This window comes from Acidovorax sp. FJL06 (genome assembly GCF_003852545.1).
Classification (GTDB): domain Bacteria; phylum Pseudomonadota; class Gammaproteobacteria; order Burkholderiales; family Burkholderiaceae_C; genus Acidovorax.
Genome location: NZ_QAJR01000029.1, coordinates 1 through 17,512, shown reverse-complemented (window position 1 = coordinate 17,512; position 17,512 = coordinate 1). Strand labels below are relative to the sequence as shown.

Annotated in this window: 13 protein-coding genes; 7 read left to right on the top strand and 6 right to left on the bottom strand. The window is 66.9% G+C overall.

Going from position 1 to position 17,512, the window contains the following annotated elements; translation table 11 throughout:
• Window positions 1–24: 24 nt before the first annotated feature.
• Window positions 25–471, bottom strand: coding sequence for a DUF2214 family protein (locus tag DBV10_RS16000; RefSeq protein ID WP_124514606.1), 447 nt, complete (start codon window positions 469–471; stop codon window positions 25–27).
• A 161-nt stretch (window positions 472–632) separates the two neighbouring features.
• Entirely contained in the window at window positions 633–2,006 is a 1,374-nt protein-coding gene (locus DBV10_RS15995; protein ID WP_124514605.1) for a dicarboxylate/amino acid:cation symporter, read from the bottom strand.
• Between the two features lie 267 nt (window positions 2,007–2,273).
• Between DBV10_RS15995 and DBV10_RS15990 the strand changes: the two genes are divergently transcribed.
• Entirely contained in the window at window positions 2,274–3,545 is a 1,272-nt protein-coding gene (locus tag DBV10_RS15990; RefSeq protein WP_124514604.1) for an ABC transporter substrate-binding protein, read from the top strand.
• A 308-nt stretch (window positions 3,546–3,853) separates the two neighbouring features.
• Window positions 3,854–6,532, top strand: coding sequence for a hybrid sensor histidine kinase/response regulator (locus DBV10_RS15985; protein ID WP_124514772.1), 2,679 nt, complete (start codon window positions 3,854–3,856; stop codon window positions 6,530–6,532).
• A gap of 49 nt (window positions 6,533–6,581) precedes the next feature.
• Here the strand turns inward: DBV10_RS15985 and DBV10_RS15980 are convergent, their stop codons facing one another.
• The 4 genes from DBV10_RS15980 to DBV10_RS15965 all read right to left on the bottom strand — a co-directional run bounded on the left by DBV10_RS15980 (window position 6,582) and on the right by DBV10_RS15965 (window position 11,835).
• Window positions 6,582–8,075 carry a PIN domain-containing protein gene (locus DBV10_RS15980; protein ID WP_124514603.1) on the bottom strand — a complete coding sequence of 498 codons (1,494 nt, stop codon included), beginning with the start codon at window positions 8,073–8,075 and terminating at the stop codon, window positions 6,582–6,584.
• Between the two features lie 76 nt (window positions 8,076–8,151).
• Window positions 8,152–8,796, bottom strand: coding sequence for a response regulator transcription factor (locus DBV10_RS15975; protein WP_124514602.1), 645 nt, complete (start codon window positions 8,794–8,796; stop codon window positions 8,152–8,154).
• A 29-nt stretch (window positions 8,797–8,825) separates the two neighbouring features.
• Window positions 8,826–9,758, bottom strand: coding sequence for a LysR family transcriptional regulator (locus DBV10_RS15970; protein WP_124514601.1), 933 nt, complete (start codon window positions 9,756–9,758; stop codon window positions 8,826–8,828).
• A 151-nt stretch (window positions 9,759–9,909) separates the two neighbouring features.
• Complete coding sequence (locus DBV10_RS15965; RefSeq protein ID WP_124514600.1) at window positions 9,910–11,835, bottom strand: acyl CoA:acetate/3-ketoacid CoA transferase; 1,926 nt, start codon at window positions 11,833–11,835, stop codon at window positions 9,910–9,912.
• 225 nt (window positions 11,836–12,060) lie between these two features.
• Between DBV10_RS15965 and DBV10_RS15960 the strand changes: the two genes are divergently transcribed.
• The 5 genes from DBV10_RS15960 to DBV10_RS15940 all read left to right on the top strand — a co-directional run bounded on the left by DBV10_RS15960 (window position 12,061) and on the right by DBV10_RS15940 (window position 17,292).
• Window positions 12,061–14,271 carry a malate synthase G gene (locus DBV10_RS15960; protein WP_124514599.1) on the top strand — a complete coding sequence of 737 codons (2,211 nt, stop codon included), beginning with the start codon at window positions 12,061–12,063 and terminating at the stop codon, window positions 14,269–14,271.
• A gap of 161 nt (window positions 14,272–14,432) precedes the next feature.
• Window positions 14,433–14,684 (top strand): cysteine-rich CWC family protein, encoded by a 252-nt coding sequence (locus tag DBV10_RS15955; protein ID WP_124514598.1) that lies wholly within the window; start codon window positions 14,433–14,435, stop codon window positions 14,682–14,684.
• A gap of 36 nt (window positions 14,685–14,720) precedes the next feature.
• Entirely contained in the window at window positions 14,721–14,909 is a 189-nt protein-coding gene (locus tag DBV10_RS15950; protein ID WP_100408854.1) for a 4-oxalocrotonate tautomerase, read from the top strand.
• Window positions 14,910–14,969: 60 nt separating this feature from the next.
• A complete protein-coding gene (locus DBV10_RS15945) occupies window positions 14,970–16,427 on the top strand; it encodes an MFS transporter (RefSeq protein ID WP_124514597.1) in 1,458 nt (485 codons plus the stop codon).
• Window positions 16,428–16,524: 97 nt separating this feature from the next.
• Window positions 16,525–17,292, top strand: a complete 768-nt coding sequence (locus DBV10_RS15940; protein WP_124514596.1) for a class II glutamine amidotransferase — start codon at window positions 16,525–16,527, stop codon at window positions 17,290–17,292.
• Window positions 17,293–17,512: the final 220 nt, after the last annotated feature.

Here is a 17,512-nt window from a genome sequence, read left to right as displayed (position 1 = left end):
GACCGCAACGCCGTCTGCCGGCCCCTACCAGCCGCGGGCCCAGAACACCGCAATCACGGCCACGACCGGCAGCACATGCGACTGGACCATCACCAGGCGGCGCACCTTGGCCACCTCCTGCGCCCCCGGCAGCGCCCCCGTGCTGCGCAGGTTGTGGCGCCAGCGGCGGAATGCGGCCGAGGGCACAAACGACAGCAGGACCATGGCCAGCACGATGGTGATCTTGATGTGGAACAGCGGCTGCGACAGGTACCACGATGCGCCCTTGACGCCCCAGAGCACCCGCGCCAGGCCGCTGCCAATCAGCACCACGCCCGCCACGCCATAGATCACATCCAGCCGGGCCAGGCGCTCCACCACGGCGGCATTGAGCCATTCGATGCGGCACAGCGCGGCCTGGCTCGATAGAAAGACCACAAAGGTCAGGATGGCCACCAGGTGCAAGGCGGCCAGGACGGCTTCGAGAGTCATGACGGGGATTCCTTGTAATGCCCCGCGCCAGCCTGCAGACTGGCACCGGGCGGGGCCCCATTGTCCACGGTGCGTCCATGGCCCCACCCCGCCACCCCATAAAAAACGCGGCGCAGACCCCAGGGCCTGCGCCGCGTTGCGCGAAGTCCGGCGGGGCCGGGTCAGGCCGCCGTGCGGGCCACCGAGCCCACGGGCGCCTCGGCGGCCACCACCGGGGCGACTGCCACAGCCACAGGGGCGGCGGGCAAGGGGTGGCCGTTCAGCGCGGCGTCCAGGCGCTCGCGGTCCAGTGCGTTTTCCCAGCGCGAAACCACCACGGTGGCCACGGCATTGCCGATGAAGTTGGTCAGCGAGCGGCACTCGCTCATGAAACGGTCCACGCCCAGGATCAGCGCCATGCCGGCCACGGGCACTTCAGGCACCACGGCCAGGGTGGCGGCCAGGGTGATGAAGCCCGCACCCGTCACGCCCGCCGCGCCCTTGGACGACAGCATCGCCACCAGCAGCAGCGCCACCTGGTGGCCCAGCGTGAGTTCGGTGTTCGTGGCCTGGGCGATGAACAGCGCGGCCAGCGTCATGTAGATGTTGGTGCCGTCCAGGTTGAAGGAATAGCCCGTGGGCACCACGAGGCCGACCACCGACTTGCTGCAACCGGCCTTTTCCATCTTCTCCATCAGCGACGGCAGGGCGGATTCCGACGACGAGGTGCCCAGCACCAGCATCAGCTCGGCCTTGAGGTAGCGGCACAGCTTGAACACCGAGAAGCCGCACAGGCGCGCCACAAAGCCCAAGATCACCACCACAAACAGCAACGAGGTGATGTAGAACGAGCCCACCAGCCAGGCCAGGTTCACCAGCGAGCCCAGGCCGAACTTGCCGATGGTGAACGCCATGGCGCCAAACGCACCGATGGGCGCGGCCTTCATCACAATGCCCACCACCTTGAACACGGGGGTCGTGAGCGCATCCAGAAAGTTCAGCACCGGCCGGCCGGGCTCGCCCACCATCGCCAGGCCAATGCCGAACAGCACGGCCACCAGCAGCACCTGCAGGATGTTGTCGCCCACGAAGGGGCTCACCAGCGTCTTGGGGATGATGTCCAGCGCAAAGCCGGTGAGCGTCATCTCGTGCGACTTGGCCACGTAGCCCTTGACGGCCGTCTGGTCCAGGTCAGCGGGGTTGATGTTCATGCCGGCGCCGGGCTGCACCACGTTGGCCACCACCAGGCCCACCACCAGGGCCAGCGTGGAGAAGAACAGAAAGTACGCCATCGCCTTGCCAAACACGCGGCCCACGGTGGACAGCTGCGACATGCCCGCGATGCCGGTCACGATGGTCAGGAAGATCACCGGCGCGATGATCATCTTCACCAGCTTGATGAAGGCATCGCCCAGCGGCTTCAGCGCCTCGCCATAGGCGGGCTCGAAATGGCCCAGCAGCACGCCCAGGACGATGGCAGCCACCACCTGGAAATACAGTTGCCGATAAAAAGGCAGCCGCACGGGGTGGGCTGTGGGGGCGGTCATGGCGTGCATGGGATGTCTCCTGAAATCACGGGGGACGGCACCAGCGGGGTGCGTCGAGGGTGCCGTTTGTACCGCTACACTTTGTTTCAGCCGATAACCTATTGGTATTAGTCGGTGGCACCGCCCAAGGCAGCCACCCATCCAGACAAGGGTAAATACCTAGGGCATGCGCCCCAGCCTCTTTCCTGATGAGCCCCATCAGAAAGTGTGATTGGCCCGGACCGGGGCGACTCCCTACCCTCCTCCTGCGTTCAGTCCGAAACTCCAGGAGACCCCATGTCTGCTCGCCTTCACGCCCTGGCTGCCGCCGCCATCGCCACCGCCACGGGTTTCGCGCACTCCGGCACCGTGACCATCGTCACCTCCTTTCCCAAGGAGCTCACGGACACCTATCGCAAGGCGTTCGAGGCCAGGCATCCCGGCATCCAGCTGGAAATCCTGAGCAAGAACACGAAAGCCGGCATCGCCTACCTGCGCGAGACACCGGTCGGCCAGCGCCCCGATGTCTTCTGGGTCTCCGACCCGGGCGCCTTCGAGGTCCTGGGCCGTGAGCGGCTGCTTCAAAAGGTCCCTGAAGCCCGCAATCCGCTGGTCCCCGCCAAAATCGGCAACCATCCGGTCAACGACCCGGATGGCCTGTATTTCGGCCAGGCCCTGTCTGGCTACGGGATCATGACCAACAAGCGCTACCTGCAGACCCACAAGCTGCCCACGCCCAAGCAATGGGCCGACCTGGCCCGCCCCGCATACCACGGGCATGTTGCGATCTCCGCGCCGTCCCGCTCCGGCACCACCCACCTCACCGTCGAGACGATCCTGCAGGGCGAAGGCTGGGACAAGGGCTGGCGCCAGCTGCTGCAAATCGGCGGCAACCTGGCGGCGGTGACCGACCGCAGCACCAGCGTGCCCGAAGGCGTCAACAGCGGCCAGTACGGCATCGGCATCGTGGTGGACTTCTTCGGCCTGGCCGGCCGGTATTCCGGGTTCCCCGTCGACTTCGTCTACCCCTCGGTCACGGCGGTCGTGCCGGCCAGCATTGGCCTGGTCGCAGGCGCCAGGAACGCGGACGAGGGCAAGAAATTCATCGCCTACACCCTGTCGCAGGAAGGCCAGGAATTGCTGTTCGACCCGAAGGTGAGCCGCATGCCCGTGCTGCCCTACTCCGTGGCCGGGCTGAAGGTGCCGGCCGACTTTCCCAACATCTACAAGGTCGCGCGCCAGGCCAAGGTGCAGTTCAACGCCGAACTCTCGGAGGCGCGCTATCCCCTGGTCACCGCCCTGTTCGACCAGATGATCACGCTGCGCCTCAAGGACCTGCAAGCGGCGACGCTCGCGATCCACGAGGCCGAGACGAAGCTGGCCTCCAGGCCCCATGCGCGCGGCACCGAACTCCTCCACCAGGCGCGCCACCTGGCCTACACGCCCCTGGTGGGAGACGCCACCGTCAAGCACTCCCCCGGCGTGGAAGAAGCGTGGGGCGCCAAGGCCCGGGCGAACTATGCCCGCGCCGAAGAACTCGCCAAGGAAGCCCTGGCGCTGGCCCGCTAGGGCGTGTCACCCTTCAATTCCCCCACGCGCTGGCCGCGCAATGCGGATGGATGCGCGAAGGGGGGCGCAGCCAATAGCCGGGCTATTGGCAAGCCGCCCGACAAAGCAGACGCCGCATTGCGCAGCCAGCCCGAAGGGAAAGCCATCCAGGCCGCGCATTGCGTCGTTGCCCTTCGCTTGTGTAGCCAGCTACACGGCACTCAGGGCGCCTAGCATTGCACGGCCTGGATGGCTTTCGCATGGGGGAATTGAAGGGTGACACGCCCTAGTTTTCTGGCGCGGCGCCCAATGCGGCACACTTGCCCGCCATGCCCACGCTGCGCCTTCGCAAATTCTGGACCTTGCTGATCCTGCTCGCGGGCACGGTGGGCAGCATGTTCGCGGTGGGGCAATGGGCCTGGCAGCGGTCGCTGCACTACGAAAGCGACAGCGTGCAACGGCAACTGGCCCTGTACGGCCAGACGCTGGCCCAGCGCATCGACCGCTACCGCACCCTGCCCGAGGTGCTGGCGCTGGACGCGCAGCTGCAGGGCGCCCTGACCCGCCCGCTGCGCCCGGCCGAGGTGGAACAGCTCAACCTCAAGCTCGAACAGGCTAACGGCGCCAGCCAGTCGTCCACCCTCACCCTGCTCAACCGCGACGGCCTGGCCATCGCGGCCAGCAACTGGCGCACCGCCACCAGCAACGTGGGCGTGGACTACAGCTTTCGCCCCTATGTGCAGCAGGCGCTGGCACAGGGGCGCGGCAGCTTCTACGGCATCGGCGTGACCACGGGCGAGCCAGGCTACTTTTTGTCGCAGGCCATCCGCGACGCCAGCGGCCACACCCTGGGCCTGGTGGCCATCAAGATCGCGCTGCAGGAGCTGGAGCGCGAATGGCTGCAGACGCCCGACATCGTGCTGGCGTCGGACGCGCACGGCGTGGTCTTTCTCGCCAGCCAGGACGCCTGGCGCTACCGCCTGCTGGAGCCCCTGTCCGACGCAGAGCGCCGCGAGCTGAACGCCACGCGGCAATACTCCGACCAGCCGCTGCGCCCACTGGCCTGGCAGGTGGACGACCACATGGACAACGGCGGCCGCCTGGTGCGCGTGCAGCCCTCGCCCGGCCTGCCCGCCCTGCCCGGCCGCGTGCTGTGGCACACCCAGCCACTGCCCGGAACGCCCTGGCAGCTGCACCTGGTGCACGAAACCCACAGCAGCGTGTCGGACAGCCGCTGGGCTGCGGCCGCCGGTGCGGGCGGCTGGCTGGCGCTGGCGCTGCTGGTGCTGTTCGTGCGCCAGCGCCAGCGCCTGGCCCGCCTGCGCCAGCGCAGCCGCCAGGAGCTGGAAACCGTGCTGCAACAGCACGCCCAGGAGCTGCGCACCGCGCAGGACGGCATCGTGCAGGCCGCGCAGCAGGCCGCGCAACAGACCGACACGGGCCTCTCGCGCAGCCTGGAGCACCTGCCCCAGGGCGTGGTCATCATCGACGCCGGGCTGCACCTGGTGGCCTGGAACTCGCGCTACGTGCAGCTGTTTCGCTACCCCAGCGACCTGATGCAGGTGGGCCGGCCCATCGAAGACCTGCTGCGCCACAACGCCCGCCGGGGGCTGCTGGGGCCGGGCCCGGTGGAAGAAGCCATCGCGCGGCGCCTGGCGCACCTGCGCAGCGGCCAGCCCCACCTGCACGAAAGCGCCAAGGGCGACGGCACGGTGCTGGAGATCCGGGGCAACCCGCTGCCCGAAGGCGGCTTTGTGACCAGCTACGCCGACATCACCAGCTACAAGAACGCCGCGCGCGAGCTGAGATCGCTGGCCGACGCACTGGAGCAGCGTGTGGCCGACCGCACGCGCGACCTGGACGCCGCGCGGCGCGAGGCCGAGCAGGCCAACCGCTCCAAGACCCGCTTTGTGGCCGCCGCCGTGCATGACCTGCTGCAGCCCCTGAACGCCGCGCGCATGTTCACCTCGCTGCTGCGCAGCCATCTGCCGGGCGACGCCGAGCGCCACGCGGTGGACAGCATCGACGGCGCGCTGGCCGCGCAGGACGCGATCCTGAACAGCCTGCTCGACATCTCGCGCATGGAGTCGGGCCAGCTGGATGTGCACATCCACGACGTGGCCCTGGGCCCGCTGCTGCAGGTGCTGGCCCACAACTTCGGTGTGCTGGCCGAAAGCCAGGGCCTGAAGCTCCGCTGCGTGCCCACGCGCGCCGTGGTGCGCACCGACGAAAACCTGCTGCGCCGCATTCTGCAGAATTTCGTTTCCAACGCCATCCGCTACAGCCGGCGTGGGCGCATCGTGGTGGGCTGCCGCAGGGCCGGTGACCACCTGCGCATCGAGGTGCACGACCAGGGCCCGGGCATCCCCGAGGCGCTGCAGCGCGAGATTTTTGAAGAGTTCCGCCGCCTGGACGAGGGCCGCGCCGACGACCGGGGCGCTGGCCTGGGCCTGGCCATCGTCGAGCGCCTGGGCCGCCTGCTGGGCCACGAGATCGGGCTGCGCTCGCAGCTGGGGCGCGGCAGCGTGTTCTGGGTGTGCGTGCCGCTGGGCGACCCGGCTGCCGCGCAGCAGGCCGCCGCCCCCGCCACCGCGCTACAGCCCGGCGACGATGCGCCCCTGCAAGGCAGCAGCGCCTGGGTGATCGAAGACGACGGGCCCACCTGCACCGCCACCCAGGCCCTGCTGGAGCGCTGGGGCTGCGCGGTGCCGCTGGCGGGTGACGCGCCCGAGGCCCTGGCCGCCGCCCAGCCCGGCCAGGCACCCCAGCTGGTGCTGCTGGACGTGCACCTGGGCAGCCACCACCATGGCCCCGATGTCTATGTCCAGTTGTGTGAGCGCTGGGGCCAGGCCCCCGCCGTGATCCTGGTCACCGCCGAGCGCGACGCCACGCTGCGCCGCCAGGCCGCCGAGCGCGGCTGGGGCTTTCTGGCCAAGCCGGTGCGCGCGCCTGCGCTGCGGGCGCTGGTGAGCCAGACGTTGTTGAGGTTGCAGCAGGGTACGCCTTAAAGCTACATTTTTGATAGCTTTAAGCGCTTGATGGACAAGCGCCGTGCACTTATTTCAATGACAAATAGGTGATCCCTTTGCCATCCGACGCGGTGGCCACATCCCTGCGCGCCTCCAGCAAGCTCAGCACACGCTGCGACATGGCCGCCGGGTCTTCTGCCCGCGCGGCGTGAGTTTGGATGAGCTTGAGCAAGCCTGAGCGTTGCCGAGGCTTGTTCTTGGTCATCTTCAGAAGGCTGGCCAGCACCGCCCGCGCCACCTGGGCTCCGGTGGGGGGTTGCGTAGCCTTTGCAGAAGTCTTGCCAACGGCCGGGACGGGTGCCTTGGGCGGGGCTAAAGCGGCGGATTTCCTCGGCACTGGCGGTTGTGCGGGCGCTTTGGAAGCGGATGCTTTCTTTGCAGTCCCCGCCTTTGAAGGAGCAGTCTTAGCGGCGGAGGTTTTCGCCACAGGCTGGGCCGCCGCCACGGGCGGATAGGACACCGCCTCGCCCTTGACCACCACCCGCTTTCGAGCTTGCAACTGGGCCAAGGCGTGCGATGTGCGCGGCGACCGGGCACTGGACTCGCCCAACCAGCTTTGCAGTAGCACCAACAACGCATCCTTCTGCGCGGGGCGGTGGGGTGAAGCCAGCCCATCCAGTTGGGCCAGCAGTTGCTGCATGTCTGCCCGCGTGGTCTGGGTGCGGACCGGCGCAGCTTTTGCTGTGGTCTTGACCGTCGCCTCCACCGCTGGGGTTGCCGCCGATGGAGGCTCTGGCTGCGGCAAGGGCGCGGACTTCAGCGCTATGGATGCGGCGGGCGGCGTCGGCATCCTGCGGAACCCACACCGCTGCGCATCAAACCCCAACTCTCTTGCATGCTCCAACATGGGTTCATAACCCAGGTCGTTGGAGACGACCACAAACGTGCCCTCCGGCTGACGGGCCGAGATGTATCCAACGTAGTAAGCCAGTTGAAAATCCAGCGCGTTCCTGCCCGCACCCGTTCTCGGGACCTGCGTCACCTGCTCTGACCCGTAAACCTGCTGGTGTCCCGCAGGGTCCACCGTCTGATGTGGGCCATGGAACAGCCACACATCCGTGCCCTGCGGCACCAGTGCCTTGAGTTCATCGCCCTTGGGCTGCACGTTTTCCCAATCAACGAGCAGGTGCACTCTAGGGGTCGTAGGGGTTGTGGGGGCACATATGCCGGCCACGATGGCAGCGGGTATGGGAGGCTCCATTTCCGGGTGCTTGGGTGGGTGTTCGAGCGTCTTTGCACGCAGCGTGTGCTCCACGGCTTCTGGAAGGTCCACCCCTGCGTGGTCTGCCAGTTGCAACAGGCAAAGCAGCACGTCGGCAATCCCATGGGCCACGCGCTCTTTGTGGGCGGGATCGCGCACAACACCCCGCGATTCGCTCAGCGTCGTCCACTGGAACATCTCCAGCAGCCCCGCCGACTCCACCGTCAGCGCCATGGCCAGGTTCTTGGGTGTGTGGCGAGACTGCCAATCCCGGGCTGCGGCAAAACTGCGCAGCCTGGCTTGCAGCGCTGGGTAATCCATTCCCTCACTCCTCTTTTCATAGCTGCTTGCGCTTATCTAATATGCGCTAGAGCCTATTTTTCTCAAAATCGCCCCCTCAATCCGGCTCCACCCCTTCCGCCTCCAGGCTCTTGACCAGCACCGCCGCCTGCGTGCGGCTGTAGCAAGCGAGCTTTTTCAGGATGGCCGTGACATGCACCTTCACCGTGTTCTCGGCCAGGCCCAGCGCGGCGGCGATCTGCTTGTTCAGCAAGCCATCGGCCAGGCATAGCAGCACGCGGAACTGCTGGGGCGTGAGCTGGGCCAGGCGCGCAGCCAGCTCGGCGTCGGCCTCGGAGCGCTCGGCCGCCATGGGCGGGAACCAGCTGCCGCCGTCGAGCACGGCCTCGATCGCCTCGCCCATGGCCTCGGCGGGCGCGGACTTGGGGATGAAGCCCGCCGCACCAAACTGCTGCGCGCGGCGGATGACGCGCGGGTGGTCGTTGGACGAGATGATGACCACGGGCAGCTCGGGGTATTCGCCGCGCACATGCAAGAGGGCCGAGAAGCCGCGCGTGCCGGGCATGCTCAGGTCCAGCAGCACGAGTTCGATCTCCGGGTGCTCCTGCAGCATCTGGCCCAAGGTGGCAGCGCTGGCGGCCTCCAGCGTGCGGAACTGCGGCAGACGCCCCTGCAGCACATGCAGCACGGCGGCGCGGAACAGGGGGTGGTCGTCAGCGACCAGGAGCGTGGGCTCGGACATGGAGTGTGCAGTCTGCCAAGGCGTGATGGTCAACCGCCCTGGGGGCCTTTCCAGAACGCGGGCTGCGCGTACTGGTGCTTGAGGTGCTCGATCCACAGCCGCACGCGCAGCGGCAGGTGTTTGCGCTGGGGGAACACCACGTAGATGCCGTTGGGCGGGGCGGCAAAGTCTTCCAGCACTGGGACCAGGCGGCCGGCGGCGATCTCGGCCTCGACCTCCCAGGTGCTGCGCCAGGCAATGCCCCAGCCGCCCAGGCACCAGTCGTGCAGCACCTGGCCGTCGGAGCAGTCGAGCGGGCCGCCGGGCTTGAGGTGCATCACCTCGGTGGAGCCATCGGCGTGCGGCACCCTGAACGCCCAGCCGCGCGTTTGCGATGCGTCGCTGGACAGCGTGAGGCAGTCGTGCTGCACCAGCTCGGCCGGGGCGCGCGGGGTGCCGCGCCGGGCCAGGTATTCGGGCGTGGCCACACACAGGCGGCGGTTGTCGGCAATGCGCACGCTCACCAGCGACGAATCCGGCAAATCGCCCACGCGCACGGCGCAGTCAAAGCCTTCGCCCGCGAGGTCCACCACGCGGTCGCTGAGGTTCAGCGAGATGGTCACGTCGGGGTGCGCGGAGCGAAAACGCGGCACCAGCGGCGCCACGTGGCGGCGGCCAAAACCCGCCGGGGCGGTGATGCGCAAATGGCCCGTGGCCTTGACGCCGCCCTCCGACACGCTGGCCTCGGCATTGGCCACATCGGACAGCAGGCGCTGGCAGTCTTCCAAAAATGCGCTGCCCTCATGCGTGAGGCTGATGCGGCGCGTGGTGCGCACCAGCAGCTTCACACCCAGGTGTTCTTCCAGCGCATCGAGCCGCCGGCCCATGATGGCCGGCGCCACGCCCTCGGCCTTGGCCGCAGCGGTGAGGCTGCCGCGTGTTGCCACCGACACAAACGATTCGAAGGCCTTGAGTTTGTCCATGGGCGCTGATTATGGGGATAAAGCGGCGAAGGGCCTGGCGGCGCACTCTGGCACGGCCTGTGATCGGTTTTAGAGCCAAACAGGCCGCATGCGCTAGTGGAATATGCTTGAGCAGCTACATAAATGATAGTGAGCCAGCATCACCCCCACTTCACACCAGGCGCGACTTGAGGAACCCCACGGTGCCATAGCGCTTGACCTCGGTGTAAAGGTCGCGCGTGAGGCCCTGCACCATGGCGGTGTAGGCGTCGGCCAGGTCGGGGGCGATGGTGAAGTGGTCGTAGTTCACGATCACGCCCACGCGCTCGCCCTGTGCGGCGAGCGGAGCGAGCAGGCGGCGCACCTCCTGCTCGATGGCGTCGATGGTGCTGGCGGTGTTGATCTGCAGCCCCGAGAAGTCGATGTGCAGCAGCTGGCGCGCGGCGTCCAGCTCAAAGCGCTGCACCAGCGGGCGGTTGAGCAACTGCTCGCGCAGGCCCAGCGGGCCGGGCTCGAACAGGCGCAGGTCCATGGTCTGCAGGCCAGGGCTGATGCGCGGCGTGAATGCCATGTGGGCCAGCACGTCGCGGTGCAGGTCGATGCCGGGCGCCAACTCGATCAGCTCCAGCGCACCGCCGCCATCCACCTCGCCCGATGGCACCAGGCGGAACACGCAGCGCTCGGTCACATACAACACGCGCTGGCCGCGCCGCAGGGCTTCGGCGCCGCTGAAGGTGCGGTGCTCGACTTCGCGCACCAGCTTGCGCGCGCCGCCTTCGTGCAGGATGTGCAGGTGGCCGTCCACCGCCTCCACCTGCAGCGCGCCCGCCGTGAAGGTGCCGACAAACACCACGGTCTTGGCGTTCTGGCTGATGTTGATGAAGCCGCCCGCACCCGCCAGGCGCGGCCCAAACTTGCTCACGTTGAGGTTGCCGTGCTGGTCGGCCTGCGCCAGGCCCAGGATCGCGATGTCCAGGCCACCGCCGTCGTAGAAGTCGAACTGGTTGGGCTGGTCGATGATGGCCTGCGGGTTCACGGCGGCGCCGAAGTTCAGGCCGCCTGCGGGGATGCCGCCGATCACGCCGGGCTCGGCCGTGAGCGTGACGAGGTCGATGATGCGCTCTTCAGCCGCTACGTTGGCCACGCCCTCGGGCATGCCGATCCCCAGATTCACCACCTGGTGCGGGCGCAGCTCCAGCGCCGCGCGGCGGGCGATGATCTTGCGCTCGGTGAGCGGCATCGCCTCCAGTGTGTCCATGGGCACGCGCAGCTCGCCCGCAAACGCGGCGCTGTAGGGCTCGGCAAAGGTCTGGTGGTGGTGCGCGGGCTCGGTGGCCAGCACCACGGCGTCCACCAGCACGCCGGGCACCTTCACCTGCCGGGGGTTGAGCGTGCCGCGCTCGGCGATGCGCTCGACCTGCGCGATGACCACGCCGCCCGAGTTGCGCGCGGCCATGGCGATGGCCAGCGCTTCGAGCGTGAGCGCCTCGCGCTCCATGGTGAGGTTGCCGTCGGCGTCGGCCGTGGTCGCGCGGATGATGCCCACGTGGATCGGAAAGGCCTTGTAGAACAGGTAGTCCTGCCCGTCGATGGGCAGGATGCGGACCAGGTCTTCGGTGGTGCGCGCGTTGAGCTTGCCGCCGCCGTGGCGCGGGTCCACAAAGGTGTCCAGGCCCACGCGCGTGAGCGTGCCGGGCTTGCCTGCAGCGATGTCGCGAAACAAATGCGTGATCACGCCCTGGGGCAGGTTCCAGGCCTCGATCTGGTTGTCCACCGCCAGCTTCTGGATGCGCGGCACCAGGCTCCAGTGCCCGCCAATCACGCGCTTGAGCAAACCGGCGTGGCCCAGGTGGTTGAGGCCGCGCTGCTTGCCGTCGCCCTGGCCTGCGGCATAGACCAGGGTGAGGTCGCGCGGGGTTTGTGTGGATTCCCAGCGCTGGGCCAGCGCCACCGCAATGCTCTCGGCAAAGCCGATGCCCACAAAGCCGCCCGTGGCCACGGTGTCGCCGTCGTGGATGAGCTGCACCGCGTCGGCGGCGCTGACGATCTTGTTCTTGTAGGCAGCGTTCAGCGTGCTGGTGGCCAGGGGTGCCTGCATGGGGTTGTCTCCCGAGGGTTGTTGTGCGCGCAGCGTAGTGGCTTATGGGCGCCAGCACCACTACGGGCGAGTACGGATGGCGGGGGTGGGTGCCATCGGCACTTTTGCTTAAAAGTCACTGGTTTAGAGATTTTCAGCGTATTTATGTGCGCAGATATTTGCAATACAGTCTGTCCATCATCGCCCCGCAGTGGCTTTTTTTTCTCTTTTTCAGCGAGTTTTTCCATGACCGATCGCACCACCGCCCACGGCCTGCAAGTGGCCACCTCCCTGTTCCGCTTTGTCGAAGACAAGGTGCTGCCCGGCACGGGCGTGGGCAGCGAAGCATTTTGGAAAGGTTTTGGCGCCATCGTGGCCGACCTGGCCCCGCGCAACATCGCCCTGCTGGCCGAGCGCGACCGCCTGCAGACCGAGCTGGACACCTGGCACCAGGCCAACCCCGGCCCCATCCAGGACATGGTGGCCTACCGCAGCTTCCTTGAAAAGATCGGCTACCTGGTGCCCCAGCCCGCTGACGTGAAGGCCACCACCGCCAATGTGGACGACGAGCTGGCCACGCAGGCCGGCCCGCAGCTGGTGGTGCCCATCCTGAACGCCCGCTATGCACTCAACGCCGCCAACGCGCGCTGGGGCAGCCTGTACGACGCGCTGTATGGCACCGATGCCATTAGCGAAGAAGGCGGCGCGGAAAAGGGCAAGGGCTACAACCCCGTGCGCGGCGCCAAGGTGATCGCGTTTGCACGCCAGGTGCTGGACGACACGGCGCCACTGGCCACGGGCTCGCACAAGGATTCGACCGGCTACCGCGTCGAAGGCGGCCAACTGGTGGTGGCACTCGCCAACGGCAGCACCACGGGCCTCAAGGACCCCTCGCAGTTCAAGGGCTACCAGGGCAATGCCGCAGCGCCTTCGTCGGTGCTGCTGCAGCACAACGGCCTGCACCTCGATATCCAGATCGACCGCAGCACGCCCATCGGCCAATCTGACGCTGCAGGCGTGAGCGACCTGGTGCTGGAAGCCGCGCTGTCCACCATCCTCGACCTGGAAGACTCCGTGGCTGCTGTGGACGCCGAGGACAAGGTGCTGGGCTACAGCAACTGGCTGGGCATCATCCAGGCCACGCTGACCGAGCAGGTCGCCAAGGGCGGCAAGACCATCACGCGCGGGCTGAACCCTGACCGCGTCTATACCGCCCCCCAGGGCGGCGAGGTGCGCCTGCATGGCCGCTCGCTGATGTTCCTGCGCAATGTGGGCCACCTGATGACCAACCCGGCCATCCTGTGGACCGACGCGCAAGGCAAGGAGCGCGAGATCCCTGAAGGCATCATGGACGCGGTGGTGACGACTGCTATCGCACTGCACGACCTGCAAGGCAATGGCGCCAACGGTATCCGCAACTCGCGCAAGGGCAGCGTCTACATCGTCAAGCCCAAGATGCACGGCCCCGCCGAAGTGGGCTTTGCCGCCGAGCTGTTTGGCCGCGTCGAGAAGCTGCTGGGACTGCCTGACAGCACCGTCAAGCTGGGCATCATGGACGAGGAGCGCCGCACGTCCGTCAATCTGAAGGCCTGCATTGCCGCTGCCAGCAGCCGCGTGGCCTTCATCAACACCGGCTTCCTGGACCGCACGGGCGACGAAATGCACACCGCCATGCATGCGGGCCCCATGATCCGCAAGGGCGACATGAAGACCAGCGCCTGGATCCAGTCGTACGAGAAGAACAACGTGCTGGTGGGCCTGTCGTGCGGCTTGCGCGGCAAGGCACAGATCGGCAAGGGCATGTGGGCCATGCCCGACCTGATGGCCGAAATGCTCAAGCAGAAGATCGCCCACCCCAAGGCCGGCGCCAACACCGCCTGGGTGCCCAGCCCCACGGGCGCCACGCTGCACGCCCTGCACTACCACCAGGTCAAGGTGAGCGACATCCAGATCGAGCTGGAAAAGACCGACGCCAACGCCGAGCGCGACAACCTGCTGACCGGCCTGCTCACCGTGCCCGTGGCCGCCGCCCCGAACTGGAGCGACGCCGAGAAGCAGCAGGAACTGGACAACAACGCCCAGGGCATCCTGGGCTACGTGGTGCGCTGGGTGGACCAGGGCGTGGGCTGCTCCAAGGTGCCCGACATCCACAACGTGGGCCTGATGGAAGACCGCGCCACGCTGCGCATCAGCAGCCAGCACCTGGCCAACTGGCTGCACCATGGCGTGGTGACCGAGGCGCAGGTGCGCGCCACGTTCGAGCGCATGGCCGCGGTGGTGGACGGCCAGAATGCGGGCGACCCGCTGTACCAACCCATGGCCGGCCACTTTGACACCAGCATGGCCTACAAGGCGGCCTGCGACCTGGTCTTCAAGGGCATGGAGCAGCCCAGCGGCTACACCGAGCCGCTGCTGCACGCCTGGCGCCTGAAGCTGAAGGCTGCGCAAGCAGCCTGATTCTGGCCGGCCCGGAGCGCAATCTAACGCTCCCCTATTGATAGCTGCCAGCGCTTGATAGTTAAGCGCTGGCAGCTATTTTTGCTTGGGGCCTGCGGGAGCCCGCCCGTTCGACGGGGCCCCGCCTTACACTGGCTGGCAGCGCTCCAGCCACCGGCCCTATGTCCACAGAGAATCCCCCTTCGCCGTCCCCGTCCTGCTGCCCGCTGTGCGGAAGGGCCAATCAGTGCGCCATGGCGGCCGGGCGCCCTCCCGAGAGCTGCTGGTGCATGACAACCCCCATCACCCCCGCCGCCCTGGCCGCCGTGCCCGAGGCGCAGCGCGGCCAGGTGTGCGTCTGTGCGGCCTGCGGCGCCGCCCCCGCACCGGCCCATCAACCCTTTGCGCATCGCCCCCCGCCCGCGCCGATATGATTTCCGCTTTTCGCTATACAGCCCAAGGAGCCTGAGATGCCCACGTACCACGTTGAAATGATGGAAGGCCGCACGGTCGAACAAAAGCGCAAGCTGGTGGAAGAGATCACCCGCGTGAGCGTCGAAATCCTGGGCGGCTCGCCCGAATCGGTGGACATCCTGATCACCGATGTGAAGCGCGAGAACTGGGCCACGGGCGGCAAGCTCTGGCTGGAGCGGTCCTGATCTGAAGCGCGGCCTGGCCGTGCTGGATCTCTCGCCCCTGGTGCCCCCGTTGATTCGCCCATGACCGCCTCCCCAGGCTCCCTGTCGGTGCTGCGTGAGCGCTATGGCGAGCGCTATCGCTGGTTGTTGCTGCTGTCGGTCATGGTGGGCACGATGGCGTCGATCATGTCCTCGACCATCGTGAACGTGGCCATCCCGGACATGAGCCACTACTTCACGCTGGGGCAGGAGCGCGCGCAGTGGGTCACCTCGGGTTTCATGGTGGCCACCACCGTGTCGATGCTCACCACGCCCTGGCTGCTGTCGCGTTATGGCTACCGCGCCACCTATGTGGGCGCGATGCTGCTGCTGCTCGCCGGCGGCATCGGCGGCGGGCTGGCGCGCGATTTTGGCCTGGTGCTGGCCGCGCGCGTGGCCGAGGGCTTGGCGGCCGGGGTCGTTCAGCCCATTCCCGCCGTCATCATCCTGTACGCCTTCCAACCGCACGAGCAGGGCCGCGCCAGCGGTATCTTTGGCATGGGGGTGGTGCTCGCCCCGGCAATCGGCCCCAGCATCGGGGGCCTGCTGGTGGACTGGTTTGGCTGGCGCTCCATCTTCTTCATGGTCGTGCCGCTGTGCCTGGCCTCGATCTGGCTCGCCTACAAGTTTGTGCCCGTGACCGCCCCCGGGGGCGTGGAAGCCAATCGGCAAGGCGAGGCGCTGGACTGGCGCGGGCTGCTGTTGGGCACGGTGGGCACGCTGTGCCTGCTCAATGGCCTGGTGTCGCTGCACGGCGGCTCCCTGGCGGAAGCCAGCGCATTGCTGGTGGGCGCAGCGCTCGCAGTCGCGGGTTTCATTGCCTGGCAACGCCGGCAGATCCACAGCGGCCGCAAGCCGCTCATGGATCTGCGGCTGTTCCAATACCGGCAATTTGCGATGGGCAGCGTGGTGGCCTTCATCTATGGCACGGCCCTGTTTGGCTCGACCTACCTGCTGCCGGTGTTCATGCAGCTGGGGCTCCAGTTATCGGCCTCGCATGTGGGCACGCTCATGCTGCCCGCTGGCTTTGTGCTAGCGGTCACCATTGCCTTTGTGGGCCGGCTCGCAGACCGCCAGCCCACGCATTTTCTGGTCAGCACGGGCCTGGGCCTGCTGGCGCTTTCTTTCGGGCTCATGGTGTTTGTAGGCCTGGGCTCGCCGCTGTGGATGCTGGTGGCTTTCGCCATCCTGGGGCGGATCGGCCTCGGGTTCATCCTGCCCTCGCTGAATCTGGGGGCCATGCGACCGCTGGACAAGTCGCTGATCTCCCAGGGCTCCAGCGCCATTGGCTTCCTGCGCATGCTGGGGGGTGCGGCTGGCGTGAGCCTGTGCGGCATCGTTCTGGAGTGGCGGCTGGGTGCCCATGGGGCGTCGCTGGCAGCTGGCGACAACAACCCTGCCCGCATCGCAGCCTTCGGTGAAACCTTTTTAATGCTGACCTTGCTGTGCCTGCTGGCGCTGGTGGCAGCGTGGCAACTGCGCGAAGCCAAGCCCCGCTGAGGCTTACGGCGCCCGCACCCCTTATCCTGGCCAGGTGGGCGCGGGCCGCGCCACCCCGCCAAGCTCTGTACGACACCGAAGAAATGGAACCCCCACCATGTGCCAACTGCTCGGCATGAACTGCAATGTCCCCACCGATGTGACCTTCAGCTTCACAGGGTTCGCGCAACGCGGGGGCAAGACCGATCACCACAGCGATGGCTGGGGAATCGCCTTTTTTGAAGACAAGGGCCTTCGGCACTTTGTGGACCACCAGGCAGCGGTGGATTCCCCCGTGGCCGAGCTGATCCGCCGCTACCCCATCAAGAGCCAGAACGTCATCGCCCATATCCGCAAGGCGACCCAAGGCGTGGTCAGTTTGCAGAACTGCCACCCCTTTGTGCGGGAGCTATGGGGGCGCTACTGGGTGTTTGCCCACAACGGAGACCTCAAGGATTTCCGCCCCCGCCTGCACGCACATTTTCGCCCCGTGGGCGACACCGACAGCGAGCATGCGTTTTGCTGGATCATGCAGGAACTGGCCAAGTCCCACGCCACGGTGCCGTCCATCCCGGAGTTGACCTTGACGCTGAAAGAGCTTGCAGCGCGCATCAGTCCCCACGGCACCTTCAACTTCTTGCTATCCAATGGCCAGGCACTGTGGTCCCACGCAACAACCCACCTGTACTACCTGGAGAGACGGCACCCGTTTGGCGAGGCACGCCTGAGCGACGAGGATGTAAGGCTGGACTTCTCGCGCGAAACCAGTGAGACGGACGAAGTGGCAGTGATCGTGACCAGTCCGCTGACCACCAATGAAACATGGACAGCGTTTGGCAAAGGGGAGCTGCTGGTGTTTTGCGAAGGCAGAAGGCTGGAAATCTAGGTTGATTCCCGCCAGATGCGGGTGAGGAAGCAAACAAATCCAGCTGTCAGCAGAGGCGTTGTTTCGCTTTCAGAGCCTTGGAGAGCAGGCCCTTGACGACATCCGGTTCATAAACAACCGGGTCACATTCCCTTATCTCGAAAGAGCAGCTTTTCATCAGCGAAAAGCAAAAAACCCCAGTCATGAACGACTGGGGTTTTCTGGGCTGTAAGAGCCTGAC